This is a genomic window from Blastococcus colisei (assembly GCF_006717095.1).
GTDB classification, from domain to species: Bacteria; Actinomycetota; Actinomycetes; order Mycobacteriales; family Geodermatophilaceae; genus Blastococcus_B; species Blastococcus_B colisei.
The window spans coordinates 3,345,838-3,371,206 of the sequence record NZ_VFQE01000001.1; the positions used below are offsets into that span (position 1 = coordinate 3,345,838).

28 protein-coding genes are annotated in these 25,369 nt (G+C 72.3%); 16 read left to right on the top strand and 12 right to left on the bottom strand.

From position 1 onward, the window contains the following. Nucleotides 1-691: 691 nt before the first annotated feature. From FHU33_RS15930 to FHU33_RS26240, 3 genes are read left to right on the top strand one after another with little or no spacing between them, the layout of a single operon-like run. On the top strand, nt 692-1,264 hold the full coding sequence (locus FHU33_RS15930) for a type IV toxin-antitoxin system AbiEi family antitoxin domain-containing protein (RefSeq protein WP_142026208.1): 573 nt from the start codon (nt 692-694) through the stop codon (nt 1,262-1,264). Continuing rightward, on the top strand, nt 1,261-1,896 hold the full coding sequence (locus tag FHU33_RS26235) for a nucleotidyl transferase AbiEii/AbiGii toxin family protein (RefSeq protein WP_211355149.1): 636 nt from the start codon (nt 1,261-1,263) through the stop codon (nt 1,894-1,896). The genes FHU33_RS15930 and FHU33_RS26235 overlap by 4 nt, the downstream gene beginning before the upstream one ends. After that, nucleotides 1,827-2,186, top strand: a complete 360-nt coding sequence (locus tag FHU33_RS26240) for a hypothetical protein (RefSeq protein WP_211355150.1) — start codon at nt 1,827-1,829, stop codon at nt 2,184-2,186. The genes FHU33_RS26235 and FHU33_RS26240 overlap by 70 nt, the downstream gene beginning before the upstream one ends. 175 nt (nt 2,187-2,361) lie before the next feature. Here FHU33_RS26240 and FHU33_RS15940 read toward each other — a convergent pair whose 3' ends face one another. Then, on the bottom strand, nt 2,362-3,003 hold the full coding sequence (locus FHU33_RS15940; protein WP_246063707.1) for a class I SAM-dependent methyltransferase: 642 nt from the start codon (nt 3,001-3,003) through the stop codon (nt 2,362-2,364). Between the two features lie 312 nt (nt 3,004-3,315). Between FHU33_RS15940 and FHU33_RS15945 the strand changes: the two genes are divergently transcribed. After that, on the top strand, nt 3,316-3,732 hold the full coding sequence (locus FHU33_RS15945; RefSeq protein WP_142026210.1) for a PaaI family thioesterase: 417 nt from the start codon (nt 3,316-3,318) through the stop codon (nt 3,730-3,732). Here FHU33_RS15945 and FHU33_RS15950 read toward each other — a convergent pair whose 3' ends face one another. Beyond that, a complete protein-coding gene (locus FHU33_RS15950) occupies nt 3,733-5,022 on the bottom strand; it encodes a hydroxyacid-oxoacid transhydrogenase (protein ID WP_142026211.1) in 1,290 nt (429 codons plus the stop codon). A 143-nt stretch (nt 5,023-5,165) separates the two neighbouring features. Here FHU33_RS15950 and FHU33_RS15955 point away from each other — a divergent pair, with 143 nt between their 5' ends. Together FHU33_RS15955 and FHU33_RS15960 are read left to right on the top strand one after the other, a co-directional pair. Next, complete coding sequence (locus tag FHU33_RS15955; RefSeq protein WP_142026212.1) at nt 5,166-6,134, top strand: cyclase family protein; 969 nt, start codon at nt 5,166-5,168, stop codon at nt 6,132-6,134. A gap of 8 nt (nt 6,135-6,142) precedes the next feature. Further along, complete coding sequence (locus FHU33_RS15960; RefSeq protein WP_142026213.1) at nt 6,143-7,792, top strand: AMP-binding protein; 1,650 nt, start codon at nt 6,143-6,145, stop codon at nt 7,790-7,792. 11 nt (nt 7,793-7,803) lie between these two features. On the opposite strand, the gene FHU33_RS15965 is transcribed toward FHU33_RS15960, so the two are convergent. After that, nucleotides 7,804-9,075, bottom strand: coding sequence for a hypothetical protein (locus FHU33_RS15965; protein ID WP_142026214.1), 1,272 nt, complete (start codon nt 9,073-9,075; stop codon nt 7,804-7,806). A gap of 103 nt (nt 9,076-9,178) precedes the next feature. Here FHU33_RS15965 and FHU33_RS26245 point away from each other — a divergent pair, with 103 nt between their 5' ends. Together FHU33_RS26245 and FHU33_RS15970 are read left to right on the top strand one after the other, a co-directional pair. Then, entirely contained in the window at nt 9,179-9,304 is a 126-nt protein-coding gene (locus FHU33_RS26245) for a hypothetical protein (RefSeq protein WP_281281648.1), read from the top strand. A 26-nt stretch (nt 9,305-9,330) separates the two neighbouring features. Next, nucleotides 9,331-10,518, top strand: coding sequence for a serine/threonine-protein kinase (locus FHU33_RS15970; RefSeq protein ID WP_142026215.1), 1,188 nt, complete (start codon nt 9,331-9,333; stop codon nt 10,516-10,518). Between the two features lie 4 nt (nt 10,519-10,522). Here FHU33_RS15970 and FHU33_RS15975 read toward each other — a convergent pair whose 3' ends face one another. Both FHU33_RS15975 and FHU33_RS15980 read right to left on the bottom strand, forming a co-directional pair. Continuing rightward, entirely contained in the window at nt 10,523-11,554 is a 1,032-nt protein-coding gene (locus FHU33_RS15975; RefSeq protein ID WP_142026216.1) for an ion channel, read from the bottom strand. Between the two features lie 61 nt (nt 11,555-11,615). Further along, nucleotides 11,616-12,179: a universal stress protein gene (locus FHU33_RS15980; RefSeq protein ID WP_142026217.1), complete on the bottom strand. Its 564-nt coding sequence runs from the start codon at nt 12,177-12,179 to the stop codon at nt 11,616-11,618. Nucleotides 12,180-12,410: 231 nt separating this feature from the next. Here FHU33_RS15980 and FHU33_RS15985 point away from each other — a divergent pair, with 231 nt between their 5' ends. Then, complete coding sequence (locus FHU33_RS15985; RefSeq protein ID WP_142026218.1) at nt 12,411-13,595, top strand: acyl-CoA dehydrogenase family protein; 1,185 nt, start codon at nt 12,411-12,413, stop codon at nt 13,593-13,595. A 36-nt stretch (nt 13,596-13,631) separates the two neighbouring features. On the opposite strand, the gene FHU33_RS15990 is transcribed toward FHU33_RS15985, so the two are convergent. Beyond that, the gene (locus FHU33_RS15990) at nt 13,632-13,892 is read right to left on the bottom strand and encodes a hypothetical protein (protein ID WP_142026219.1); all 261 of its coding nucleotides are present in this window, start codon (nt 13,890-13,892) and stop codon (nt 13,632-13,634) included. A 182-nt stretch (nt 13,893-14,074) separates the two neighbouring features. On the opposite strand from FHU33_RS15990, the gene FHU33_RS15995 reads away from it, so the two are divergent. Together FHU33_RS15995 and FHU33_RS16000 are read left to right on the top strand one after the other, a co-directional pair. After that, nucleotides 14,075-14,380: a hypothetical protein gene (locus FHU33_RS15995; RefSeq protein ID WP_142026220.1), complete on the top strand. Its 306-nt coding sequence runs from the start codon at nt 14,075-14,077 to the stop codon at nt 14,378-14,380. A gap of 54 nt (nt 14,381-14,434) precedes the next feature. Beyond that, nucleotides 14,435-15,178, top strand: a complete 744-nt coding sequence (locus FHU33_RS16000; RefSeq protein WP_142026221.1) for an esterase/lipase family protein — start codon at nt 14,435-14,437, stop codon at nt 15,176-15,178. 3 nt (nt 15,179-15,181) lie between these two features. Here FHU33_RS16000 and FHU33_RS25485 read toward each other — a convergent pair whose 3' ends face one another. Genes FHU33_RS25485 through FHU33_RS16010 form a run of 3 tightly spaced genes read right to left on the bottom strand, consistent with a single transcriptional unit; the run spans nt 15,182 to nt 16,207 of the window. Further along, on the bottom strand, nt 15,182-15,496 hold the full coding sequence (locus FHU33_RS25485; protein WP_246063709.1) for a dienelactone hydrolase family protein: 315 nt from the start codon (nt 15,494-15,496) through the stop codon (nt 15,182-15,184). Further along, a complete protein-coding gene (locus FHU33_RS25490) occupies nt 15,442-15,750 on the bottom strand; it encodes a dienelactone hydrolase family protein (protein WP_211355151.1) in 309 nt (102 codons plus the stop codon). Before FHU33_RS25490 ends, FHU33_RS25485 begins: the two co-directional genes overlap by 55 nt. Nucleotide 15,751: 1 nt before the next feature. Beyond that, nucleotides 15,752-16,207, bottom strand: a complete 456-nt coding sequence (locus FHU33_RS16010; protein ID WP_142026222.1) for a MarR family winged helix-turn-helix transcriptional regulator — start codon at nt 16,205-16,207, stop codon at nt 15,752-15,754. A 20-nt stretch (nt 16,208-16,227) separates the two neighbouring features. Here FHU33_RS16010 and FHU33_RS16015 point away from each other — a divergent pair, with 20 nt between their 5' ends. The 3 genes from FHU33_RS16015 (at nt 16,228) to FHU33_RS16025 (ending at nt 19,905) form a co-directional block, all read left to right on the top strand. Next, the gene (locus FHU33_RS16015; protein WP_142026223.1) at nt 16,228-17,274 is read left to right on the top strand and encodes an ABC transporter substrate-binding protein; all 1,047 of its coding nucleotides are present in this window, start codon (nt 16,228-16,230) and stop codon (nt 17,272-17,274) included. An 83-nt stretch (nt 17,275-17,357) separates the two neighbouring features. Then, on the top strand, nt 17,358-18,806 hold the full coding sequence (locus FHU33_RS16020; RefSeq protein WP_142026224.1) for an APC family permease: 1,449 nt from the start codon (nt 17,358-17,360) through the stop codon (nt 18,804-18,806). A gap of 73 nt (nt 18,807-18,879) precedes the next feature. Then, the gene (locus tag FHU33_RS16025) at nt 18,880-19,905 is read left to right on the top strand and encodes an acetamidase/formamidase family protein (RefSeq protein ID WP_142026225.1); all 1,026 of its coding nucleotides are present in this window, start codon (nt 18,880-18,882) and stop codon (nt 19,903-19,905) included. Nucleotides 19,906-19,957: 52 nt separating this feature from the next. Here FHU33_RS16025 and FHU33_RS16030 read toward each other — a convergent pair whose 3' ends face one another. Continuing rightward, entirely contained in the window at nt 19,958-21,520 is a 1,563-nt protein-coding gene (locus FHU33_RS16030; protein ID WP_142026226.1) for a bifunctional NAD(P)/FAD-dependent oxidoreductase/class I SAM-dependent methyltransferase, read from the bottom strand. A gap of 76 nt (nt 21,521-21,596) precedes the next feature. Here FHU33_RS16030 and FHU33_RS16035 point away from each other — a divergent pair, with 76 nt between their 5' ends. Further along, nucleotides 21,597-22,196 carry a helix-turn-helix domain-containing protein gene (locus tag FHU33_RS16035; RefSeq protein WP_142026227.1) on the top strand — a complete coding sequence of 200 codons (600 nt, stop codon included), beginning with the start codon at nt 21,597-21,599 and terminating at the stop codon, nt 22,194-22,196. 89 nt (nt 22,197-22,285) lie between these two features. Next, nucleotides 22,286-23,173 (top strand): siderophore-interacting protein, encoded by an 888-nt coding sequence (locus FHU33_RS16040; protein WP_142026228.1) that lies wholly within the window; start codon nt 22,286-22,288, stop codon nt 23,171-23,173. Nucleotides 23,174-23,234: 61 nt separating this feature from the next. Here FHU33_RS16040 and FHU33_RS16045 read toward each other — a convergent pair whose 3' ends face one another. Next, entirely contained in the window at nt 23,235-24,698 is a 1,464-nt protein-coding gene (locus FHU33_RS16045) for an aldehyde dehydrogenase family protein (RefSeq protein ID WP_142026229.1), read from the bottom strand. A 66-nt stretch (nt 24,699-24,764) separates the two neighbouring features. Continuing rightward, the gene (locus FHU33_RS16050; protein WP_246063711.1) at nt 24,765-25,358 is read right to left on the bottom strand and encodes a 5-formyltetrahydrofolate cyclo-ligase; all 594 of its coding nucleotides are present in this window, start codon (nt 25,356-25,358) and stop codon (nt 24,765-24,767) included. Nucleotides 25,359-25,369: the final 11 nt, after the last annotated feature.

Below are 25,369 nucleotides of genomic sequence, written 5' to 3' on the forward strand. Positions count from 1 at the left end.
AATGACGACAGAACGCTACGAGGACCGTCCTGTGGACAGCGAGCCAGCTTCCACAGCCTCCGCTGGCGGATCCTTTCCCTGTGGAGCCGAGTCGACGTGGGTGTGACCTCTCCAGCAGTCGATGGCGAGGAGCGCATCGTCGGTGACCCCGTCGTCGCCGTCGCAGATGACATTGGTTCAGTCGCGGCGGATCACGGCTGACGGCCTCTACAGGAAGGCCCGCTCGCTTCGGGCCGTTCGGCTGCCGAAGGCCGGTGACCGGGTCCAGGATGGCCATGTCGTGGGCAGCTGCGTCAGGCCGAGCGATCATCGTCAATGGGTGGTGATTCCGCCAGATCGCGTTACAGCCGGGTACTGGGTGCTGCACGCTCGCTGGCGACCTGCGTTTACGCAGGTCAGCACAGCGTTCAGCCGGGAAGTGCTCATAATCCCTGGGTCGTGGGTTCGAGCCCCACCCGCCCCACCACCAGGCCGTACGCCCAAAGCACACGCAGATCCGGTGCGGCACAGCGCTCGTACAGGCTGGGACTGCGTCAGGCGGGGAAGCATGACACGCGCTGGGAAGCGGGTTCTGTCGATGACCTGGTCGTGCTGCCGGCCGGGACACGCGCCCGTGCGGCCACCATCCATCGCACGGAACTTTCCTTTACAGTTGCACCCTGTCTGTATTGGTTAGTTCCGAGGAGATGTGATGGCCTGGAGCGGTCTGCCAGCGACGTTCACCTACTCGCAGGCGCGTGCAGCCGGTCTGACCAAGCACGAGCTGTACCGGCTGCGAGACCGTGGCGACGTCGAAGCGATCGGCCGCGGCCTATACCGCCAGACCAGCGCACCCCTGGCCGACCTGGACCTCGTCACAATCGCGGAACGGGCCCCCGAAGCCACCCTCTGCCTGACGTCGGCACTGGCCGAGCACGGGCTGACCGACACCATCCCGATCGAACACGACGTCGCGCTGCCGCGCGGCACCTGGCACCCGCACGTCGACGTTCCGGTTCACTGGCACAGCTTCGCGACGGACACCTTTCGTATCGGTCGTGACCGACTGGCCCTCGACGATGACACGGAGATCGGCCTCTACAGTGCTCCGCGCACCATCGTCGACGTCTTCCGTATGCGCGGTGCGGTCGGCCCGGACCTGGCCTATGAAGCGCTTCGCCGCTGGTTGCGACGCGGCGGACAACCGGTCGAGCTGCTCCGTATCGCGAAGTCCTTTCCCCGTGCGACTTCGTCGCTTCGGCAGGCTCTGGAGGTCCTGCTGTGACCCTGCCGCGCCGCGTCAACGCCACCCGCGCCACACCCGATGGCCGCGCATACCTGGACCTACGGTCCGAAGCCAAGAAGGCCGGCCGCGCCACCGCCGAGTACCTGCGCCTGTACGCGCTCGAAGGATTCCTGACCCGGCTCGCCGCGTCGCCGCATGCCCGCCACCTCGTCCTCAAGGGTGGCGTGCTGCTGGCTGCCTATGACCTGCGCCGCCCGACCGCAGACATCGACTTCGCCGCGCTGGCTCAATCTCGGGAGATCGACCATGTCCGTCAGCTGGTCGCCGAGGTGGCCCGAACCGTCCTACCGCCCGGCCAGGACGACGGGCTCGAGTTCGACACCTCCGACGTTCACGCCGAGTCCATCCGAGACGAGGACGAGTACAACGGCGTGCGAGTCACCTTGCGCGCCCGGCTCGCCACCGCCCATGAGACCTTTCACGTCGACGTCAACGTCGGCGACCCGATCTGGCCGCAGCCCGAGACGGTGCACGTTCCGCGACTGCTGGGCGGGCAGATCGACCTGCTCGGCTACCGATCCCCATGGTGCTCGCAGAGAAGGTGGTCACCGCCGCTCAGCGCGGCACGGCGAGCACCCGCTGGCGGGACTTCGGCGACATCTACCTGCTGACCGGCTCCCACTCCTTCGACGCACGGGCCGCACGAGGGGCCCTGCTGACGGTGGCCGCCCACCGCGGCGCAGACCTTCGGCCGCTACGCGGGATCCTCGACGGCTACGCCGAGCTCGCCCAGACCCGCTACCGCCGGTGGCCCGATCGCCAACATCTGCAAGACCGGCTGCCCGAGCAGTTCGGCGAACTCCTCAAAGCCACCGTGCGGTTCGCCGACCCGCTGCTCGACACAACAACCGTGCCGGACACGGCGACGTGGGCCCCGGCCACGCGCAACTGGATAGCGTGAGCCTGGAACCATGACGACCAGATGCAGCATGCGCAGTGGGTGGCTGATGGCCGACGGTGCTTCGGCTGATCCTTGACGCTCTCTCGATGAGGGAGCTGAGCGTGGCAGAGCAGTGCTGGGCTCAAGGGGGCCGACCGATCGCATCGTCGGTCCCCGTCCCCCTACATACTCACTGTCAGGCGGCGACCGCGGTGGCGAAGACGCAGATGCCTTCCCCTCGGTCCGCTCGTGCGCGCAGGCCCACGAGGCTCAGCAGCGACAGCTCGATCCGGTGCACGAGGAGACGGGCGCCGCTGTACTCGGCGCTACCGCCGCGGCGCACCTCGATGCGGTCGAACCTCGCCTGCCGCAGGTGCTCGGTCAGCATCCAGTCCGGGAGGATCGAGATGTGGCCGGGCCGGTGGTAGAGGTCGGGTCCGAAGAGGAACGGGTCGCCGGTCAGCAGCGCCTTCAGCCGCGAGTGCGGATGCCTGACGTTCGGCGTGCTCACCAGCAGCCGGTCGCCCGCCCCGAGCAGTGACCGGATCGACCGCAGCACCTGCCGCGGATTCTCCACGTGCTCGAGGGTCTCGATGCAGACGACCATGTCGAAGGGGCCCCGGGTCTCGTCGGTCCACTCGGGAGCGTTCAGGTCGAGGCGGAAGATCCAGTCGTGCGGAGGATCGAGATCGGTGGGCACGACGTCGAACCCGGCCTCCCGCAGCCGCAGTGTCAGAGCGCCGCACCCGGCACCGACCTCCAGGATCCGCCCGCCGTCCGGAAGGGCGGCCCGCGCGAGTTCGACGGCGTACTCGTGCACCCCCAGAGCGGCGTGCACGGCGTGCCCCTTGTACGACCGCGTGCTCGCCGTCCGTTGGACTGATTCCTGTACGGGCCGGCTCACGCGCCAAGCATGCATCGGGGGGACCACACCCGGCATGTCGGCGTAGATCCGACGAGTCGTCGGCCACGACGGGCCAGAGGCCGCTCCGACCTGGCCCCCGACAGGCTGCTCCGATCTTGTGCCGATCGCAACGGTGGCCCCGCGACCCGGCACTCGACGAGCGGAGAGGCGCGCCGCAGGGGTGGCCCAGCACGCGGGCCGGGCCCCCGTGCGAAGCTCGGCAGAACCCCGACGAGAGGTGGTTCTGTGCTTTCCGACAGCGTGCTCGCCAGCCGAGTGCAGGCCGTGCTCGACATCCCGCTGCACCGTTTCCTCGGCATGCAGCTGCGCGACGTCTCCGAGCCGTCGGCCGGCATCTGGTTCCCGGTGGCCGAGCCGACGCGGAACCAGGCGACGGTGCTGCACGGCGGCGTGGTCTACACGCTGATGGACGTCGCGTCGTTCCTGGCCCTGCTGCCGTCCCTGTCGGACGAGGAGCACGCGGTGACCCACGACCTCACCGTGTCCCTGCTCCGGCCCGTCGCCGCCGACGCGCGGGTGGACATCACGGGAACGGTGCTGCGCAGAGGCCGGCAGGTCGCGTTCATGCGCGCGGAGGCGACGGTGGACGGGCAGGTCGTCGCCGCCGCGCAGGTCACGAAGAGCGTCGTCCGGCTCGGCTGATCACCACAGCGACATCGACCGGCGAAAGATGCCGGCGATGTCGTCCTCGGTGACGTCACGGGGGCTGGTCGCGAGCAGCCGCTGCTGCTTCATCGTCCCCTCGACCAGGTCGGGGATGTCGTTCTCCCCGAAGCCCACGGCACCCACACCGTTCGGGATGTCGATGTCGCGCATCAGGTCCACCAGGACCATGGGCAGGAACTCCTCCGCGGCGGTCGGCAGACCCGCGTTCGGCGCCAGCAGCTGGGCCGCCCGCACGTGCCGCTCCGGGGACGCCTCGAAGGTGAAGCGGAAGGCCTCCGGCGCGGTCAGCGCCACCGACATGCCGTGCGGGACCATCGGCTCCTCGGCCGGGTAGTCCTTGGGATGGAAGTCCTTGACCTGTCCGGCGATCGGATAGGCGTTGGCGTGCGGGATGTGCACCCCGGCGTTGCCGAATCCCATGCCGGCGAAGGTCGCGGCCATGGCCATGTCCGATCGCGCCTGCACCTCGTCGCCGTGCCGGACCGCCCGCCGGAACGAGCCGGCCATCAGGGTGAGCGCCTTCTCCGACCACATGTCCGAGATCGGGTTCGATCCGCAGTAGGGCACCCGCTGATCAGGGGTCTTCCGGTCGTAGGTCGTGTACCAGCGGGCGGTGTAGCTCTCCAGCGCGTGGCAGAGGATGTCCATGCCCGAGGCCGCGGTCACCCCGGGCGGCTGCGTGCGGGTGAGATCGGGGTCGATGACGGCAAGCGTCGGGCGCAGGCGGGCGTGGCTGATCCCCGTCTTCACCCTCGCGGAGATGACGTCCATGATGCAGATCGTCGTGCTCTCCGAGCCGGTGCCCGTCGTCGTCGGGACGGCGACCAGCGGCTTCAGCGGCTGCGACGGCGCCTCTCCCCTTCCGACCGGCACGTTCACGTAGTCCATGAGCTCACCGGGATTGGTCGTGAGCAGGTTGATGGCCTTGGCCGTGTCGATGCTCGAGCCACCGCCCACGGCGACGAAGGCGTCCCAGGGACCGGTCGACCGCGCCTCCTCGATGGCGGCGATCAGGCTGACGTCCGTCGGCTCGACGTGGACGCCGTCGTACACCCGCGCCTCGATGCCGAACCCGGTCATCTGGTCGGCCACCCGCTGCGGGATCCCGGTCGCCGCCAGGCCCGCGTCGGTGACCACGAGGACCCGCTGGACGCCGTACCGGCTGAGGTCGTAGCCGATCTCGTCCGAGGCCCCGCTTCCGAACTTCAGCAGCGGCGCGCCATAGGTGAAGACGCTCTCCGGGTTCGCGGGCACGGCGGCGCTCATGGCATCCCTCTCGGCGGTCGGACGGCGGTTCTGCTGCGGTCAGTTGCACCGAATGTTGCACGCGGTTGTGGTCCGCACCACACCGGGGAGATAGTCCGGGGACGCATTCCGCTGCCTGACCGAGCCCATCCCTGGAGGCCCCCGTGACCGACTCCCCCGCGACTGCTCCGGCCCTCGGCGAGCTCCTCAAGGACGCTCCGACGAACTGGGGCAAGTGGGGGCCCGACGACGAGATCGGCGCGCTCAACTACCTGGGCCCGGAGCAGGTGCTGGCCGCGGTGCAGTTGGTCAGCGCGGGCAAGGTCTTCACCCTGCAGCGGCTGATCGGCGACCCGAAGGGCGATCCGGTCTGGCCCGGCCGCACCCCGGCCGAGCGCACGCAGATCCTCGATGAGAGCGACTGGGACGAGGGCGGCAAGGGGGCGGCCTACCCGGGCGGGCTGCACTACGCCGACGACAAGATCAACGCCTTCCTGCAGGGCTCGACGCAGTACGACGGGCTCGGCCACGTCTGGTACGACGGCCAGATCTGGAACGGCTACGACGCCCGGACCACCGTCGGCGGGCTGGACAAGGCCAGCGTGGAGCCGATCGCCCAGCGCGGCGTCGTCGGCCGGGCCGTCCTCCTCGACATGGCCCGCTTCCGCGGCAAGGAGAACCTCGACAAGGCCGAGACCTACACCCACGAGGACCTCATGGCGTGCGCGGAGGCGCAGGGCACCCCCATCCAGAAGCGCGACATCCTGATCATCCGGACGAACTTCCTGCGGTTGTTCTTCGAACAGGGTGATGCCTTCTACGAAGGGTTCAACGAGCCGGGCCTGGTCTACAGCCCCGAGCTCGTCCAGTGGTTCCAGAACATGGAGATCCCGAACCTGGTCACCGACACCATCGCCAACGAGGTCACCTTCGACCCGAACAACGGCGTCGCCCTCGTGCTGCACAACGCCCTGATGCGCAATCTGGGCGTCACGCTGACCGAGATCACCGATCTGGAGGAGCTCGCTGCCGACTGCGCCGAGGACGGCCGGTACGCATTCCTCTACGTCGCGGCGCCGCTGAAGGTCTCGAAGGCCAGCGGCTCGCCGGTCAACCCCGTCGTCATCAAGTAGCCGCACCCATGAGCGCCTACGACGAGCGTCCGTGGCTGGCCCTCTACGGCGACCAGCCCGCCGACTACGACATCGAGTTCGACGACGCCCTGAGCATGTTCCGGGCCGGCGTGGCGAAGGACCCCTCCGCCGTCGCGCTGCGGTACTTCGACGGCGTCCTCACCCGCCAGGAGCTCGACGAGCTCAGCGACGGGCTGGCCGCCGGCCTGCTCGCCAACGGGTTCGCGCCCGGCGACCGGCTGGCCGTCTACCTGCAGAACGTCCCGCAGTTCGTCATCTCGATGGTGGCGGCCTGGAAGGCCGGCGGCGTCATGGTGTCGATCAACCCGATGAGCCGCACGCGCGAGCTGTCCTACCTGCTGAAGGACTCCGGTGCCACGGTCCTGGTGTCCCTGGAGTCGCTGTACGGGGAGGTCGCGAAGGACGTCGTCCCGGACACCGACGTGCGCCTGGTGCTCACCACCAGCGAGCTGGAGTTCCAGAGCCGGAACGACGAGCGGTTGTTCGCCGGCACGAGCCGGCAGCGCCACGAGGGGACGACGGACTTCAGCGAGTTCGCCGCCGCGCACGGAGGGACGGTCCCACCGCCGGTGGAGCTGGGCCCGGACGACGTCGCGTTCCTGACGTACACCTCCGGGACGACGGGTGTGCCCAAGGGCGCGATGAACACCCACCGCAACGTCGTCTTCACCGCGCAGGTCTACCGCGACTGGGTGCACGCCGGCCGGGACGGCGCGATCTTCGGGATCGCACCGCTGTTCCACATCACCGGGCTGATCGGGCACATCGCGGTGAGCCTGCTGGTGCCGGCGCCGCTGGTCCTCGCCTACCGGTTCGAACCGCAGGTCGTGCTCGACGCGTTCGCCGAGCACCGGCCCACGTTCACCATCGGCGCGATCACGGCCTTCAGTGCCCTGCTGAACGCGCCGGGGTTCAGCAAGGACCACTTCGACTCGTTCACGTCGATCTACTCGGGCGGCGCGGCGATCTCTCCCACCGCCGAGCAGGGCTTCCTGAAGGCGACCGGCACGCAGGTGCACAACGCCTACGGCCTGACCGAGACCACCTCCCCCATGACGGTCACGCCGTTCGGCTCGCCGTCCCCCGTGGACCCGACGTCGGGGGCGCTGTCGGTCGGCGTCCCGGCGCCGAACACGATCGTCCGCATCCAGGACGACGACGGCAACGACCTGCCGCTGGGCGAGATCGGCGAGATCGTCGCCGACGGGCCGCAGGTCGTCGCCGGGTACTGGGGCAAGCCGGAGGAGACCGCCGCCAACCTGCCCGGCGGTGCGCTCAAGAGCGGCGACGTGGGCTTCATGAACCCCGAGGGCTGGGTGTTCATCGTCGACCGCAAGAAGGACATGATCAACGCGTCGGGCTACAAGGTGTGGCCGCGGGAGGTCGAGGACGTCCTGGCCGAACACCCGGCGGTCCGGGAGTCGGCGGTGGTGGGCGTCCCGGACGAGAAGCGCGGCGAGACGGTGAAGGCCTTCGTCAGCCTGAAGTCCGGCGCCACGGTCACCGAGGACGAGCTGATCGCGCACTGCAAGGAGCGCATGGCCGCCTACAAGTACCCGCGCAGCGTGGTCCTCGTGGACGAGCTGCCGAAGACGGTCACGGGCAAGATCCTCCGCCGCGAGCTGCGCGACGGGTAGCCGACGAGGCGTCAGCCCTTGAGCAGCTCCACCAGCTTCGGCAGCTGACCGGTCGCCACGAGGGCCACGACGACGCCGACGACCAGCAGCACCTTGACCGCCGGCCAGTACCGCACCACCGACTCGCTGGCCCCCTCCAGGAGGAGCCGGGTGCGGCTGGGCACCCTGTGCTCCGGCTGCTCCTGCACGGGGAAGACGGTGTTCACGGTGTCCAGCGTGCGGGCCAGGTCGTCGGTGAACACCAGCGCGACAGCGGCCCGCACGGCGTCCGTCAGCTGCTCCTGCGCCGCCCCCCCGAGGTGCGCGGTCACCGCCGCCTCCCGCAGCCGGCCGGACACGCCCACCGCCACGAGCGCGAGCTGCCCGTACTGCTCCCCCGTCAGCCGGTGGCGGAAGCGGGGGATGCACCGACGCAGGGCACCGGCCGCGGCGAACGCCGCCCGGTGCCGCGGGCTCCGCCAACGGGCCGGTCCGCCGCGCAGCCGCGTAAGTACCTCAGGTTTTGTGTCCTCGGCCCTCGGCGGGGGCGACAGATCCTCGTCGTCCTCCTCGTCCGGCCGACCCGATCGCCTCAGGACCTCGATGGCGTGTTCGGCCAGGTACCAGTCGGGCCGCCACAGCATCGTGCCGACGACGACGAGGCCGACAGCGACGACGGTCGAGAGCAGGCCCGCGACCGACTCGGTGAGCCGCAGCTGGGTCACCTCGTCGTCCTGCGCACCGGCGACCGCCGCGCGGCCGATGTCCCACACGAACGGGAGGAGGACCAGCAGCAGAGCGACCACGGCTGCGCTGAGTACGAGCCGCGCCTGCCAGGCAGCGAAGGCGACGGCGCGGGGGACCCGCTGCTGCCAGCAGGGTTCCAGCCACGCCCCCCACTGCTTCTCGCAGGTTAGAACGTCCTGCCGCCGGCGGATCCACCGCGCGGACGTGACCCCGATGACCACGGGTAGCAGCGCGACCCCCACGACGACGCCGAGGAGCAGCACGGCTCGGTGGTACGACCACTCGCCGGCCTCCTCCCCCGGGATGCCGGCCGCCCCGGCCGTGACGGCAGCGCCGAGGAGGAGCGAGATGACGCCCAGGGCGCCCGTCAGCAGCAGCGCCACCGTGGTCCTGGTCCACCGGCCCGCGCGCCGCCAGCGCCCCTTCCCCTCGCCCTTGGCCAGGGAGGCCCAGACGTAGGAGCTCATCGACCCGCGCAGGGCCGCGGCGGAGGCGAGCACGCCGACGTCGACCGCCACGGCGTAGACAAGGGCCACGTCGGTGGACGACGATGCCACCCAACCTCCCCCTGGTCGCGCTTCGACCTTCCCACGACCGGGCTGACGGCGCGACGGGTCGCGCCGACCGGCAGGCCACCGCCGGCTGCGGCAGGCTCGCCCCATGACGACGCCCGGGTCCGAGACCCCGCAGCCGCGCGACATCGCACTCGAGCAGGAGACCCCGGAGCTGGAGGCCGACCTGGAGGCGCAGAGCGAGCCGGAGAGGGGATCCCCGGACGAGTCTTGAGCAGGTCGCCGGGGTATCCGCCGTCCATGAGCGCTGACACCGGTCGCGGGAACCGCGTGCTCGCGGGCCGGTACGCCCTGGCCGGCCTCCTCGGCCGGGGCGGCATGGGCACCGTCTGGCTGGCGACCGACCAGGTTCTCGGGCGTCAGGTGGCGGTCAAGGAGCTCACCTTCTCCGTCGAGCTGACCGACGAGGAGCGCGGCATCCTGCGGGAGCGCACGATGCGCGAGGCCCGCGCCGCCGCCCGGCTGGACCATCCGCACGTGACCACCGTGTACGACGTCGTCGAGGAGGACGGCAAGCCCTGGCTGGTGATGAAGCACGTCTCCGCCCGGAGCCTCCAGGAGGTCCTGGAGGAGCGGGGGCCGCTCCCGCCGGCCGCGGTCGCCCGCATCGGCCTGGACCTGCTCGAGGCGCTCGACGCCGCGCACGCCATCGGCATCGTCCACCGTGACGTCAAGCCGGCCAACGTGCTCGTCGACGCCGCCGGCCGCGCCTGCCTCACCGACTTCGGCATCGCCACCACCACCGGCGACTCCAGCCTGACCACGCAGGGTGCACTGATCGGCTCCCCTGCCTACATGGCCCCCGAGCGGGCCAACGGCTCGACCCCGGGGCCACCGGTCGACCTCTGGTCGCTGGGCGCCACGCTCTACACCGCGGTGGAGGGGCGCCCGCCGTTCGACCGGGGTGAGGCGATGGCGACGCTCCTGGCCGTCGTGTCCGAGCATCCCGCCCCCATGCTGCGGGCAGGACCGCTGGAGCCGGTGCTCCGCGACCTGCTCACCAAGGAGCCGGCCCGGCGCGGCACCACTGGTTCCGTCCGGCCCCAGCTCCAGGCGGTCGCCACCGGCCGGGCGGCCGCGCCGGCCGACGCCCCCGCTCCGCCGCCACCGGTCCCCGGCCCGGTGCCGGGCAACTCGATGACACGGATCGAGGGTGACGACCTGCGCGCAGTGGCGTCGGCCTCCCGGGCCCTGCTGGGCTCCGTGGCCCGCGACGCCCGCGACCACGCCCGGGTCCTGGCCGACCGACGGCGGGAACGCAAGGCCTCGGAGCGCCCGGCGGCCGGCCGGCCGGTGGCGGGACCGCGCCCGCGGCACCGTCGGTTCCGGCGGTGGGTGGTCATCCCGGTTCTCACGACCGTCGTCCTGGTCCTGGTCCTGCTGGTCGGTGCCGGTCTCGCCCTCGCCGCGCTCCTCGACCTGTTCTGACCACTCAGCGCCGGCCGGCGAGCCGCGCGTCGTCGATCCGCTGTCCCGCGACGTAGTAGAGCGTCGCGCCTTCCGGGACCGGGGTCTCCCAGGGCGGGCTCACCACGAGGTCGTCGCTCTCGCGAACCGCCAGCACCGTTGCCCCGAAGGTGCGGCCGAAGTGGGCCTGGCAGTCGCCGAACGTCCGGTGCGGAAAACCGGCGGGCACCCGCATCGAGTAGGTGTTGCCGCGCCCGGCGCTGCTCATCAGCTCGTTGTAGATCTGGGTGATGCCCGGATCGGTGGCCTCCTCGGTCAGCAGGAAGGGCATGTGCCACTGGACGACCTGCACGCCGGGGTTCACGTAGCGCAGGCTGTCCCGGCGGCCCAGGTCGCGCACGGCAGCGACCAGGTGCACGTCGGGGTGGGCGTGGTCGACGGCCACCGCGATCGCCAGGGTCTCGTTGTCGTCCCGCCCGTCGATGACCACCGTCCGCGCGTCCCGGACGCAGGCCCGGTTCATCACGTCCTCGTGGCTCAGGTCGCCGCGGACGAAGTGCACCGCCGGCCGGTCGGGCAGCGGATTCTCCGGGACGTCGTCCCAGGCGCAGAGCGCCACCTGGCAGCGGCCCTCGGCGGTCAGCTCGGCGACGATCCGCTCGGTGCGCCCCGGCCAGTAGCCGAGCAGGACGACGTGGTCGGACAGGTCCAGGGGAACCACACCTCTCAGTCGCCGGCCCCGGATCGACTGCAGGGCACCGGCCAGCTGGGTGAACAGGAGCGTGAGCGTGACGATGCCGCCGACGATCACGTAGGCACCGACGATCCGGCCGCCGATCGACGCGGGGAAGACGTCGCCGTACCCGACGGTCGCCGACGTGACGAGGAAGTACCACCAGTAGGTGCCGGGGCGGGCGATCTCGCTGCCCGCCGGCTCGACCAGCGCCATCGCCAGCCAGCTGGAGCCGAAGACGAACACGGCGACGGCCAGCGGCAGCCGCCATCCGGTCAGGCGCAGGCGCACGAACCGCGACAGGCGGTAGATCAGGAACGGCACCGCGCACTCCCACGTCGTCCGGACGGACAGCGCAAGTTACCGCTTCCTCGCCTGCGCCTCCTCAGCCGACCGGCGTGCCCTCGTGATCGGCGCCGTCGTGCCGCCGGCTCCGGCGCAGGTGCAGTCGCTCGTGGCGAGCCTCCGGCGAGTGGACGACGGTGACCGGGCAGGACGCGTGGAGCGCGCACTGCATGCTCACCGAGCCGAGCAGCATGCTGGTGAACCCCCCGTGGCCCCGGCTACCGACGACCAGCAGGTCCGCCCCGTGCGACTCACCGATCAGCACGTCGGCGGCCGTGCCCATGGCCGCGCGCAGCTGCACCTCCGGCGGTGGCTGCGGCCCCTCGGCCACGACCCCGGCCACGAACTGGCGCAGCCGATCGATGGCGGCCACCCGCTGCTGGTCGGGCTCATAGGTGCCCACCGCGTAGAAGTCCATCCAGTACTCCGGCGGCCGGTAGGCCGTCACCGCCTCCACCGGCACGCCGCGCCGGGACGCGTCCTGCAGGGCGAAAAGCAGCGCCGCCCGCGCGCCGGACGAGAAGTCGATGCCCACGACCACCCGCGGTCCGGGCTTCTTCTCCCCCTCGCCGACCGGCGCGCGCGGGTCGAGCGGCTCGGTCATGACGCCACCTCCACCGGACCGGTCCCAGCGGCCCGGCTGCGGTCCGGACGAGCGCCGCGAGCCGTCCGCGGTCCTGACCGGAGGATGCTCCGTGCGCGAGCGGCTGGCCAGGGTCCTTGGTCGTTCGGCGCACCAACGGCGGCAGGGGCCGGGCCGCGTCGAAGGAGGCGGGAGCGATGACGATGCGCGACGCCGGGCAGCATGCCGCGCCGGGTCGTAGCGTCCGAAGACGTGACCGCCGAGAGCCCGGACTTCTACGCCATCGAGGAACTGCTCGAACCCGCCGAGATCGAGATGCGGAACCGGGTCCGCGCCTTCTGCGCGCAAGAGGTCACCCCACGGGTGAACGAGTACTGGGAGCGGGCCGAGTTCCCTCATCTCCTCGTCCCGAAGATCGCCGAGCTGGGCATCTCCGGCGGCACCGTGCAGGGCTACGGCTCACCGGGGATGAGCGCCGTCGCGGCCGGCCTGGTCGCGGCCGAGTGGGCCCGCGCCGACGGCAGCATCGGCACCTTCTACGGGGTGCACAGCTTCCTGGCGATGCAGTCGATCGCCATGCTCGGCGACGAGGAGCAGCGCGAGCGCTGGCTGCCGGGGATGGCCCGGCTGGAGAAGATCGGCGCCTTCGGACTCACCGAGCCCCGGCACGGCTCCGACGCCGTCGGCCTGGAGACCTCGGCCCGCCGGGACGGCGACTCCTTTCTGCTGAACGGTCAGAAGAAGTGGATCGGCAACGGCTCGATCGCCGACTACGTGCTCATCTGGGCGCGCGGTGAGGACGGCGCCGTCGGTGGTTACGTGGTGGAGAAGGGAACACCGGGCTACGAGGCGACCGTCATGACCGGGAAGACGGCGCTGCGGGCGGTCTGGCAGGCCGAGATCACGTTGACCGATGTCCGGGTGCCGGCGGAGAACAGGCTGGCGAACTGCCACTCGTTCACGGACGTGTCCCGGGTGCTCGACCGCACGCGGTACACCGTCGCCTGGCGCGCGCTGGGCCTCGCAACGGCCTCCTACGAGCTGGCGCTCGCCCACGCGCTACGGCGGGAGCAGTTCGGGCAGCCGATCGCGGGCTTCCAGCTGGTGCAGGACAAGCTCGCCCGGATGCTGGCCGAGATCACCTCGATGCAGCTGATGTGCTGGCGGCTGTCGAAGCTGGCCGACTCCGGCCGGATGACCGCCGCGATGGCCTCCCTGGCGAAGATGAACCACGCGGCCAAGGCCAGGGCCATCGTCGCCGACGCCCGCGACATCCTCGGCGGGGACGGGATCCTGCTGGAGAACCACGTGGCCCGGCATCACGCCGACATGGAGGCGATCTTCACGTTCGAGGGCACCGACTCGGTGCAGGCCCTCATCGTCGGCCGGGAGATCACCGGCCTGTCGGCCATCAGCGGCCGCAAGCCCGCCCGCTGAGCGCGCGGCGTCGGCCCGCCGGCCCGGGGCGCGGGCTCAGCGGGCCGACGTCAGCGGCTTGGCGAGGGCGGTGAGCCGCCGGCAGTCGGGGCAGGCGGTGCGCCCGCTGCCGACGCGCTCCCACTTCTGCGATCCCCAGACCTGGACGATCGCGCCGCACACGGCCAGCTCCACCTCCCCGTCCAGCTCGGCTGCCGGACGGTGCGCCTCGACCGCGTGCCAGGGAAAGCTGTGCTCGGCCGACTGCCCACGCGACCAGCGATCCGGTCTCGCGAACCCCACGGCATACGTGTCCACGGGTAACGTGTGCCCCGCCTCACAAGCGATCAATCACCACGAACGGGCTAATCAGGACGCTTCCGGCCCGTTCGCAGGGGGCGCGAGCACGGACCGACGAACGAGCGGCCGGGGCAGGACCAGCGACGGCACCGCCGTGCCGCCCGCCGCGTTACCGTCGTAGCGGACGAGAGGGGTCGGGCATGGATCCGGTCAGCCTGCTGGTGGGCGGCGTGCTCCTGGCGGTCGGCTTCGTCAGCGGCCGGTTCGGGCGCCGCCGGGCGGCACCTCCCCCGCCGGTCACCCCGCTGTGCGGCTGCGGGCACACGCTCAGCCAGCACGACCGCGAGACGCACACCTGCTACGCCGAACTCCGCCGGGACACCTTCGACAAGCGCGGGCGCTGGGCCGGCGTGAACTGGGTGCCCTGCACCTGCCGCCAGTACGTGGGCCCCCGCCCGATCGACGAGGTCTTCGCCCCCCGCCTCCTCCCTCCGACCGCCGACTGATCCGACGGCAGGGCGCAACGACTGTCCGGGGCGCTTCCCGGGCATGAGCGCGGCATGGACCCACGCCCCGACCCGCGCGCGGCCCGCCGTCGCGCGCTGGTCCTCGCCGCCACCGAGCCCGCGCGCACGCTGGTCAGCGCCGGTGGCGCTGCGGCCACCGCACTGCCGCTGCTGCGGTGGGCGCCGCGGGGCGAGCCGCATCCGGTGCTCGTGCTCCCCGGCCTGCTGGCCTCCGACGTCTCCACGCGCGTGCTGCGGACGTGGCTCCGGCGGCTGGGCTACCCGGTCGCCGGCTGGGCGCTGGGCCGCAACCGGGGGCCCAGCCAGGAGATCGACGACGAGCTGCCGCGGCTGGTGGACCGGCTGGCCGGCGAGCACCGGACGTCGGTGAGCATCGTCGGCTGGAGCCTGGGCGGTATCTACGCGCGGCGGCTGGCCCGACGTGCCCCTCGCCAGGTCCGCCAGGTCATCTCGCTCGGCTCACCGTTCGCGTCGACCCAGCCGTGGGCCACCGCGCCCCCGCAGCCGACCCGCCGCTCCCTCGCCCGGCCGCTGCCGGTCCCGAGCACCGCCGTCTACTCGAGGTGGGACGGCGTCGTCGACTGGCGCAGCTGCCGGCAGGAGCCCGGGCCGATCAGCGAGAACGTCGCCGTCCGGAGCAGCCACCTGGGCATGGGGCACGACCCCGCCGTCCTCTGGGTGGTGGCCGACCGGCTGGCCCAGCCCCGTCACGACTGGCAGCCCTTCCAGCGGCCGAACCGGTTCGGTCTCGGCACCCTCTTCCCGCCGGAGGGCTGAGCACTACCCGGCGCGGTCGAGGAATTCGAACACCCGCTGCTCGAGCAGCGCCGCGGCCTCGGCGTCGAAGCCGGGCAGGCTGTCGTCGGCGAACAGGTGCCGATCGCCGGGGTACAGGAAGAGCTCGGAGGACTGCACCGTCGCCACGAGCTCCTGGGCGACGTCGGCGTCGCCCAGGTCGTCGTCAGCCTGCGTGTGGACCTGCGCGGGCAGCCCCGCCGGCCAGGCCCCGCCGAACTCCTCGGGCGGGACGCAGCCGCTGATCAGGACGGCGCCGCGGGCGCCTGGCCGCGTCTGGGCCAGCTGCTGCGCCGGCACGACCCCGAGGGAGAGAACCCGGCGTAGACCAGCTCGTCCGGAAGCCCCGAAGCGGCCCGGATCCCGCGCTCCACCACCGTGCCGAAGCCGATCTGCTGGGCGTGCGCCACCCCGTCGGAGAGGTCGGTGAACGTCCTGCCCTCGAACAGGTCGGGCACGTGGACGACGTGACCCGCGGCGCGGAGGCGGTCGGCGAACGAGCGGATCCCGGGTGTCAGGCCGAGCGCGTGGTGGAAGAGCAGGACCTCGGCCACCTCAGTGCTCCGTCGCGGCGAGGTCGGCGAGGGCACGGGCGAGGGCGGACACGCGCTCGGTTCCCAGCGACGCGGCCAGGGCCGCCTCGTGGGCGGCGACGAGCGCCTCCAGCCGGACGAGCCGGACCCGTCCCGGCTCCGACAGGTGGACGACGACCTTCCGGCCGTCCCGGGGGTCGGGCAGCCGGTAGGCGAGAGCCGCGTCGACCGCGCCGTCGACGAGCCTCGTCAGGGTCGGCGGGGGCAGGTGCAGCGCCGCCACGAGCTCGCCCATCGACCGGCCGCCGCCACCGGCGAGGGAACGCAGCAGGCGGTAGCCGTCGAGGGTCGCGCCGTCCTCGGCCAGGACCGCCGCGACACCGCGGGCCACCCGCCGCTGGGTGACCGTGAGCAGCTCCACGAGGTCGTCCGACACCCGGACGGGCGGTCCGGCTGCAGCCTCCGCGCCCGGCACCATGGCCGCACCATACTCAGGGGATGCGCAACCAGCCCGGACTCCTGGACCCGTGGGAGGTCCTGCTGTCCGGTCCCCGCCCGGACGTCGTCCGCGTCGGCTTGGCCGTGCCGCTGTCGGGACCGCTGGCCATGACCGCCCCTTCGGCCCTCGACCTGGCGGGGCTCGCCGCCGACGAGATCAACGCCGCCGGCGGCGCGGCCGGCCGGCCGGTGGAACTCGTCGCCGTCGACTCGGGACGGGCTCCGGACGTCGTCGCCGCCGAGGCCGCGATGCTGCACCGCTCCGGCGCCTTCGACCTGCTCGTCGGCTTCCACACCAGCGACGTCCACCGGGCGCTGGAGAACGCGCTGCCACCCGGGGCGCGGTACGTCTTCACCCCGCCGCACGAGGGCGGGCGTCGTCGCTCGGGCGTCGTGCGGATCGGCTCCTCACCCCTGGAGCAGCACGCCGCGGCGGTGGCGTGGCTGGTCCGGCATCGCCGTGCCCGGCGCTGGGTGCTGCTGGGGACCGACTACGTGTGGCCGCGGGCGGTGCACCGCGCCGCGCAGCGGGTCCTGGCCGACGTCGGCGGGGAGGTCGTCGGCGAGGCGCTGGTCCCCTTCGGCCCCGGTGACCCCGGCGCCCTGCTGGACCTGGTCGTGCAGAGCCGGGCCGACGCCGTCCTGCTGAGCCTCGTGGGCCGCGACCTGGTGGCCTTCAACCGGGAGTTCACCCGTGCCGGGCTGGATCGCCGCGTGGTGCGGCTGTCCGGGGCGCTGGAGGAGAACGGTCTCTACGCCCTCGGCGGCGACGCCACCGGCGGGCTGTTCGCCTGCATGCCCTCCTTCGCCGCCGCCGACGCGGCTGCCGACGAGGGTCAGCTGGCCCTGGAGGAACGGCATGCGCGCCGGTCGGGCCCCGGCGCGCCGGTCGTCTGCGCCTACGCGCGCGGGCTCTACGACGGCGTGCGGTTGGCCGCTGCGCTGGCCGACGGACGTCGTCGCATCCGGTCCGGCCGGTCCACCGCGCGGCTGGCCCAGGCCGACGGCCTGACCTTCCGCGAGCTGCCCGGGATGCGCTCCGCCTGAATCGTTACTTCCACATGGAAGCAGTGGGCTCTACTCTCTCCCCGGCCCGGCTCCCCGCCGGATGCAGAGATTCAGGAGTCGTCATGAGCGAGCCCCGCACCACCCACGACCCGGCCGGGCCGCTGCCCGGCGCCGCCCGTGGCCCGATCCCCGCCACGGGCGATCCGGGCGTCGAGGCCTTCGGCTACAAGCAGGAGCTGAAGCGCTCGCTGAGCTTCACCGACCTGCTCGTCTACGGCCTCGTGTTCATGGTCCCGATCGCGCCGTTCGGCATCTTCGGCGGCGTCTTCCAGGCCTCGGGCGGCATGGTCGCCCTCGCCTACGCGATCGGCATGCTCGCCATGGCGTTCACGGCCGCTTCCTACTCGCAGATGTCGCGGGCGTTCCCGATGGCCGGCTCGGTGTACACCTACGCCGGCCGCGGCATCGGCCAGCCGGTCGGCTTCCTCGCCGGCTGGATGATCCTGCTCGACTACGTGCTGGTTCCCGGCCTGCTCTACCTGATCGCGTCGATCGCGATGAACTCCATCGTCACGTCGATCCCGGTCTGGATCTGGCTGGTCGGGTTCGTCGTGCTGAACACCGTCGTCAACTACATGGGCATCGAGTTCACCGCCCGGATCAACAAGATCATGCTGGTCGGCGAGCTGATCGTGCTGGCCATCTTCCTGGTGATCGGCGTGGTCGCCCTGGCCAGCGGTGAGGGCCGCGGCTTCGACTTCTCCCCGGTCTACAACAGCGACACGTTCTCCCTCGAACTCGTCTTCGGCGCCGTCTCGATCGCGGTGCTGAGCTTCCTGGGGTTCGACGGCATCTCGACCCTCGCCGAGGAGAACCGGGACGCCGCCCGTTCGCTGGGCAAGTCGATGATCGCGGCGCTCGTGCTGGCCGGGACGCTGTTCATCGTCCAGACCTGGGTCGCCGCCCTGCTCGTGCCCGACCCGGAGACGCTCATCGCCGACGGCGACGCCGCGGGGACGGCGTTCTACGACGCGGCCGAGGTCGCCGGCGGCGCATGGCTGGCCACCCTCACCGCGGTGGCCACGGCGATCGCCTGGGGCTTCGCGAACTCGCTGGTCGCACAGGCGGCCACCTCGCGGCTGCTGTTCGCCATGGCCCGCGACCGCCAGCTCCCGTCGATCCTCGCCAAGGTCGACCCGAAGCACCGGGTGCCGGTCAACGCCACCCTGGTCGTCGCCACCATCTCCCTGGCCCTGGGCATCTACATGAGCCAGCGGGACGACGGCATCACGCTGCTGTCCACGCTGGTCAACTTCGGCGCGATGACGGCGTTCCTGCTGCTGCACGTCTCGGTCGTCGTGCATTTCGTCATCCGGAAGAAGAGCCGGAACTGGGGGCTGCACCTGGTGGTCCCGGTCGTCGGCTTCGCGATCCTGGCCTACGTCGTCTACAACGCGCAGGTGGCCGCGCAGGAACTCGGCTTCGTGTGGCTGGGCATCGGCGTCGCCGTGCTCGTGTTCCTGCTCGCCACCGGTCGCAAGCCGGAGCTGAAGGCGGAGGAGAACCTGTGACCGAGCTTGCGAGGTCACGCGAAGGTAGAGCACCGGCGGTCACGTGGCCGACGAGCGCCAGCGAGGAGGACGCGTGACCGCGAGCCTCGAGGTCGTCTCGGTCCAGCCGACGACGGACCAGCTCCGGTACACCTTCGGTGGCGGGGACCCGCTGATCACCGTGCGGCCGGGCACGGTGGTCGAACTCGCCACCGAGGACTGCTTCGGCGGCCGCGTGCGCAGCGCCGAGGACCTGCCCAGCCAGGTGTGCGAGTTCCCCTACCTGAACCCGGTGACCGGGCCGATCGCCGTCGAGGGGGCCGAGCCCGGGGACACCCTGGCCGTGCACCTCGTGGAGATCGCGCCGGCCCGCGACTGGGCGGTGTCGGCGACGTTCCCGCACTTCGGCGCGCTGACCGCCACGCACAACACGGCGATGCTGCACGACCCGCTGGAGGAGGTCGTCTGGGTCTACGAGGTCGACCGGCAGAAGGGCACCTGCCTGTTCCGTCCGCGCAAGGGCGGCCCGGAGGTGGAACTCCCGCTCGACCCCATGCACGGGACGATCGGTGTCGCCCCGGCCGGCGGCGAGGTCTTCGCCAGCATCACCCCGGGAGCCCATGGCGGGAACATGGACACCCCGGAGATGCGGGCGGGGACCACGGCCTACTTCGGCGTCAACGTCCCCGGCGGGCACCTCTCCCTCGGTGACGGGCACTGCCGGCAGGGCGAGGGCGAGGTGTGCGGCACCGCCGTGGAGGCCGCGATGCGCACCGTGGTGGTGGTCGACCTGATCAAGGGCGGCGGCCCCGCCTGGCCGCGGATCGAGAGCGACGACTTCCTGATGTCGACCGGGTCCACCCGGCCGCTGGAGGACGCCTACCGGGTCAGCCAGCACGACCTCGTCACCTGGGCCGCCGAGCTGACCGGCTGGGACAGCCTGGACGCCTACCAGCTGGTCAGCCAGGCCGGCCTGGCGCCGGCCGGGAACGTCGTGGACACGAACTACACGATGGTCGCCAAGCTCGCCAAGAAGTACCTCGGCTCGAGCGCGATCGTGGCCGACGGCGTGCACGACCGGCTGCGGGAGACCGCCGCGGCCTACCTCGCCCAACGCTGAGTCGTCGAGTCGTCGCCGTGTCGGCACGTCGACACGGCGACGACTCGACATGTCAGCGGCGGCGGGCCACGACGACGGCGTCGTGGACGGTGGTCACGTCGCCCTCGTGCGCCTTCGCCTCGCGGGGCCGCGCCTCGGCCACGACGACGTCCCAGCCCGCGGGGTCCAGGGACGAGGCCACCTCCTCGGCGGTGAAGTACAGGTCCGGCGAGTGCGGGCGGTTGGCCCCGGCCGCCAGGTCGCTGACGTCGTGCCCCACCAGCAGCAGCGTGCCGCCGGGGGCGACGGCCGCAGCGAGCCGGGCGAACACCCTGCGGCCCAGCACCCCGCCGAGGTGCACGAAGTGCGACGTCACCAGGTCGTACGCCTTCTCCTCCGGAACCCAGTCGGTCACGTCGGCGCGCTGCCACGCCACGTCGACGCCGGCCTCGGCGGCATGGCAGGCCGCCCGCTCCAGCGCCGTGGGCGAGAGGTCGACAGCGGTGACGCGCCAGCCCCGTTCGGCGAGCCAGATGGCATCGGCACCCTCGCCGCATCCCACGTCGAGCGCCGTTCCGGGCGAGAGGTCGGCGGCCTCGGTGACCAGCGGCGGGTTGGGGCGGCCGCTCCACACCGTCGAGTGCGCGCGGTACTGCTCCTCCCAGTCGTGCTCGCCGGACGGCGCGAGGTGCTGGTGCGCGGCGGCGACCGCCAGGCGGGTGTCCTCGGTGATCAGGTCGACGTTGATCTGGCCGGCGGCGTTGAGACCCCCCGCGGCGGACGTGATCACCTGGGCCTGCAGGTTCGCCACGTTGCCGGCCACCCAGACGCCGGGGACGGCGGTGGCACCCATCGGCTCGGACGGGATGTACGTGCCGAAGACGTTGCCGTTCACCTCCATCTCGACGGGCTCCAGCCCGAGCGAGCGCAGCACGGATGAGTTGGCGACGAACCGCGGCGGTGCCACGACCGCCTCCCGGCCCACGACCTCCCCGGACGCCAGCCGGACGCCGGCCAGCCGCCCGTCACCGGTCTCGAGGGCAGCGACCTTCCCGTCGACGACCCGGACCCGCAGCGCCGCCAGCTGCTCGCGCTCCTCGTGGGTGAGCTCCGGCCCGGTGTGCCGGAAGAGGGTGACGTCGGCGCTCCACTGCCGCCACAGCAGCGCGGCGTGGACGCCCATCGGGCCACCGAGGATGCCGAGGGCACGGTCGCGCACCTCCCAACCGTGGCAGTACGGGCAGTGCAGGACGTCGCTCCCCCACAGCTCGCGCAGCCCGGGGATGTCGGGCAGCTCGTCGGTGAGGCCCGTCGTCACCAGCAGCCGCCGGGCGTGCACGGAACCGCCGTCGGCGAGGTCGACGCGGAAACCGTCGTCCAGCCGCTCGGCGCCCACGACCTCGCCGGTTCCCACCTCGCCGCCGTAGCCGGCGACCTCCTCGCGCCCGATGGCCAGCAGCTCGCCCGGGGGCGTGCCCTCGCGGCCCAGGTAGTTGTGCACGTGCCCGGCCGGCGCGTTGCGCGGCTGTCCCGCGTCGATCACCAGCACCTTCCGTCGTGCCCGGGAGAGTGCCAGCGCCCCGCTGAGCCCGGCCGCGCCGCCTCCGACGACCACCACGTCGTACCGCTCGTCCATCTGACTTCTCCTCACCTCGGGGTCTGCGGCCGACTCTCCGCTCCCTTCCGCCGAATTGACAACTATCGTTGCCGGTATGGCAAACGACGACGATCCGGGGCTCGGCGAGGTGCTGTCGGCGGTGGGGCCCCGGCTCCGTGCGCTGCGTGTGCAGCGAGGTGACACGCTCGGCCAGCTCTCGGCGACCACCGGGATCTCGGTGAGCACGCTGTCCCGGCTGGAGTCGGGGCAGCGCCGGCCGACCTTGGAGCTCCTGCTCCCCCTGGCCCGGGCGCACCAGGTGCCGCTCGACGAACTGGTCGACGCGCCGGAGACCGGCGACCCACGGATCCACCAGCGCTCGTTCGAGCGGCACGGCGTCACGATGATCCCGCTGACCCGCCGGCCCGGCGGGCTCCAAGCCTACAAGCAGGTCTACCCGGCGGGGTGGCCGGGCGGCGAGCTCGAGCAGAAGGTGCACGAGGGCTACGAATGGCTCTACGTGCTCTCCGGCCGGCTGCGTCTGCTGCTCGGCGAGCACGACGTGACCCTGTCGGCCGGCGAGGTCGCCGAGTTCGACACCCGCACCCCGCACGCCATGGCCAACCCAGGACCGGCCCCGGTCGAGGTGCTCGCTCTCTACGGCCCCCAGGGCGAGCGGATCCACGTCCGCGCCCGTCCCGCGCAGCGGACCTGACCCCCGCGCGCCGCGTACGCCCCGACGTCGCGAGTAAGGTCAGCCTTACCTAGTCGCGCACGCCCGGTCGTCCGGGCCCGGGAGGACCCATGACCGAGCTGCCCACGGCACGACGCCCCCGCGACCCCTCGCCTCCCGATGGGGCACCCCGCAAGCGCGCACCGCGGGTCGCCGAGGTGCTGCGCACCTCGTGGCTCACCCCGCACATGGTCCGTGTGGTGCTCGGGGGCGACGGGCTGGCCGGTTTCCCGGCCGGCGCCTTCGCCGACCACTACGTCAAGCTGCTCTTCGCCCCGGCCGGCGCGTCCTACCGCGCGCCGTACGACGTCGAGCAGCTGCAGGCGGAGCTGCCGCGCGAGCTGTGGCCGGTCACGCGCACCTATACGGTGCGCGCCTGGGACGCCCGGGCGGGTGAGCTGACGATCGACTTCGTCCACCACGGCGACGAGGGGCTGGCCGGTCCGTGGGCCGCCGCCGCCCGGCCCGGGGACCTGATCCAGATGATGGGCCCGGGCGGCGCCTACGTGCCCCATCCGGAGGCTGACTGGCACCTGCTCGCCGGTGACGAATCGGCACTGCCGGCGATCGGCGCCACGCTCGACACGCTGCCCGCCGGTGCGCGCGCCCTGGTGTACGTCGAGGTCGACGGGCCCGCCGAGGAGCAGGACGACCTCGCGGTCGGGCCGGGCGTGGAGCTGGTGTGGCTGCACCGCGGGGGCGCCGCTCCCGGGGAAGCGCTGGTCGCCGCCGTGTCGGGCGTGTGCCTGCCCGACGGCCGCGGGCACGTCTTCGTGCACGGCGAGGCGGGCGCCGTCCGCGAACTGCGCCGTCACCTCCGCGCCGAGCGTGGCCTGGACCCGGAGTTCACCTCCATCTCCGGCTACTGGCGGCGGGGCGACACCGAGGATCGCTGGCAGGCCGGCAAGCGGGACTGGAACGCCGCCATCGCGGCGGAGGACGCCGCCATCGCCGGGTGATCGCCGCAGGCCACGGCCCGTGGGACCCGCGCGGGTCCCACGGGCCGTGGCCGGAGAGCCGTCAGGCCGGGAGGCCCACCGAGTGGGTGTCCATGAACTCCCGCAGGCCCTCGATGCCCATCTCGCGGCCGAACCCGCTGTGGTTGAACCCACCGAACGGCGCGCGCTCGTCGAGGAACGCCGCCCCGTGGCAGTTGACGAACGTGTAACCGGTGCGCAGCCGGGCCCCGATCTCGGCGGCGCGGTCGAGGTCCGCCGTCCACACCGACGAGCACAGGCCCGACCACGTGTCGTTGGCGCGGACCACGGCGTCCTCGACGTCGTCGAAGGGCAGGATCGGCAGGGTCGGCCCGAACTGCTCCTCGACGACGACCCGGGCGTCGTCGGCCGGGTCGAGGACCAGCGACGGCGTGAGGAAGTTGCCGACCGAGATGTCGGCTCCGTCGACCGGCTCGCCGAACTCGCGCACCTCGGCACCGGACTCCCGGGCCTGGGCGAGGAGCTCCTGCACGTACTCCTTCTGCCGCGTCTGGTGCAGCGGGCCCATCGTGACGCCCTCGTCGAGGCCGTGGCCGAGCCGGGTGGCCGACAACAGTCCCGACAGCCCGTCCACCACCTCGTCGTACCGGGACCGGTGCACGTACAGCCGCTTGGTGGCCATGCAGATCTGCCCGGTGGAGTCGAACGTGCCGCCGAACATCTTCTGCATCGCCTCTGCGCTCAGGTCGGCGTCGGGCAGCACGATGGCGGGGTCGTTGCCGCCCAGTTCCAGCGCCACGCGGGTCAGCGACCGCGATGCCATCTCCATGATCTTCTTGCCACCGCCGGGGCTGCCGGTGAAGCACACCTTCTTCACCCGGTCGTCCTGGATCAGCGCCGAACCGATCTCGGCGTCGGCCCCGGTCACGACGTTGAGCACACCGGGCGGCAGCAGCTCGGCCACCTTCTGCACCGTGCGGGTCGTGGCCAGCGGCGTGGTCGGCGGCGGCTTCACCACCACGGTGTTGCCGGCGACCAGCGCGTACGGCAGGGAGGCCGCCAGGATGGCCATCGGCCAGTTGAACGGCACGATGACGGTGACCACGCCCAGCGGGAGGTAGGACACCGTCGTGCGGTACGGCGGGGCGGGCAGCGTGACCGACTCCTCGACCCGGTCGGCCAGCCCGACGGCGAGCCGGAAGCGGTGCTCGAACACGATGGAGTCGATGAAGGACTCCATGCGGATCTTGCCGTTCTCGCGGGTCAGGATCTCCGCGACCGCCGGCCGGTCGGCCTCCAGCGGGGCGAGGGCGGCGGTGATCAGCTCGGCCCGCTCCTGCGGGGTCCGGGCCGCCCACTCGGGGAAGGCCCGGTGCGCCGCCGCGACGGCCTCCTCGGCCTGCTTGGCGCTGGCCGCGGCCGCGTAGCCCACCACCGAACGGCCGTCGGCGGGGTCGATCACCTGCAGGTGGTCGTCGGCGCTGCGTACCTCACCGGCGATGAACAGCTCGGTCCTGATCTCCGGCAGCTGGTCCAGAGACACCATTGTCTTCTCCTCGGATAGTGGACGGTGCCTGCGTCTGCAGGCCACGGATGGGGGTGCGGCCGGCGCTCACGGGGAACGCCCCGGGAGCTCCCGCCAGCCGGACGGCGTCACGATGGCGTCGACCGGCCGGTCGTGCGCCTCGGCCGGCAGCTCGTCGACGACCTCGTCGTCGAAGACCAGCGCGACGAGGACGGCGTCCGGGCGGGCGTGCGGGAGGGCGCGGTCGTAGTAACCGCCGCCCCGGCCCAGCCGGATCCCCGCACGGTCCACCGCCAGCGCCGGCACGATGACGACGTCGGCGGTCCCGATCGCGGTGGTGTCGAGCCAGGGGCCGTCCGGCTGCAGCAGACCGAAGCGCCCCGGCACGAACCGGCCGGTGTGCTCCGCCCAGCCGAGTTCCCGGCCCTGGGCGGGGATGACCGGCAGCAGCACCCGGGCGCCGAGCTCTGCGTAGGCCGCCGGCAACCGGCCGTGCCCGGGCTCGGTCGGGTCGGGCACGAAGGCCGCCACGGTGCCGGCACCGGCGAGCCTGCGGACGAGAACGGCGGCGACGGCGGCGGCGGCGGCGGCGCGCTCGGCCTCCGGCCTGCCGATCCGGCGGGCGAGGAGACGCGCCCGCAGCGCGGCCTTGGCCGCGACGGGGTCACCGGGACCGGTCACCGCGGAACCCG

What these genes read in the sequence shown, in the direction of transcription:
- FHU33_RS15950 (WP_142026211.1), bottom strand. Translation starts at nt 5,022, where the DNA reads ATGAGCGCCGCCGTGCCCGCGAACCCGGAGAGCGTCTTCACCTATGGC.
- FHU33_RS16040 (WP_142026228.1), top strand. Translation starts at nt 22,286, where the DNA reads ATGACCGAGCTGCCCACGGCACGACGCCCCCGCGACCCCTCGCCTCCC.
- FHU33_RS16020 (WP_142026224.1), top strand. Translation starts at nt 17,358, where the DNA reads ATGAGCGAGCCCCGCACCACCCACGACCCGGCCGGGCCGCTGCCCGGC.
- FHU33_RS16030 (WP_142026226.1), bottom strand. Translation starts at nt 21,520, where the DNA reads ATGGACGAGCGGTACGACGTGGTGGTCGTCGGAGGCGGCGCGGCCGGG.
- FHU33_RS26245 (WP_281281648.1), top strand. Translation starts at nt 9,179, where the DNA reads ATGACGACGCCCGGGTCCGAGACCCCGCAGCCGCGCGACATCGCACTC.
- FHU33_RS16035 (WP_142026227.1), top strand. Translation starts at nt 21,597, where the DNA reads ATGGCAAACGACGACGATCCGGGGCTCGGCGAGGTGCTGTCGGCGGTG.
- FHU33_RS15980 (WP_142026217.1), bottom strand. Translation starts at nt 12,179, where the DNA reads ATGACCGAGCCGCTCGACCCGCGCGCGCCGGTCGGCGAGGGGGAGAAG.
- FHU33_RS16010 (WP_142026222.1), bottom strand. Translation starts at nt 16,207, where the DNA reads ATGGTGCCGGGCGCGGAGGCTGCAGCCGGACCGCCCGTCCGGGTGTCG.
- FHU33_RS16000 (WP_142026221.1), top strand. Translation starts at nt 14,435, where the DNA reads ATGGACCCACGCCCCGACCCGCGCGCGGCCCGCCGTCGCGCGCTGGTC.
- FHU33_RS15960 (WP_142026213.1), top strand. Translation starts at nt 6,143, where the DNA reads ATGAGCGCCTACGACGAGCGTCCGTGGCTGGCCCTCTACGGCGACCAG.
- FHU33_RS16045 (WP_142026229.1), bottom strand. Translation starts at nt 24,698, where the DNA reads ATGGTGTCTCTGGACCAGCTGCCGGAGATCAGGACCGAGCTGTTCATC.
- FHU33_RS15930 (WP_142026208.1), top strand. Translation starts at nt 692, where the DNA reads ATGGCCTGGAGCGGTCTGCCAGCGACGTTCACCTACTCGCAGGCGCGT.
- FHU33_RS15970 (WP_142026215.1), top strand. Translation starts at nt 9,331, where the DNA reads ATGAGCGCTGACACCGGTCGCGGGAACCGCGTGCTCGCGGGCCGGTAC.
- FHU33_RS16015 (WP_142026223.1), top strand. Translation starts at nt 16,228, where the DNA reads ATGCGCAACCAGCCCGGACTCCTGGACCCGTGGGAGGTCCTGCTGTCC.
- FHU33_RS15995 (WP_142026220.1), top strand. Translation starts at nt 14,075, where the DNA reads ATGGATCCGGTCAGCCTGCTGGTGGGCGGCGTGCTCCTGGCGGTCGGC.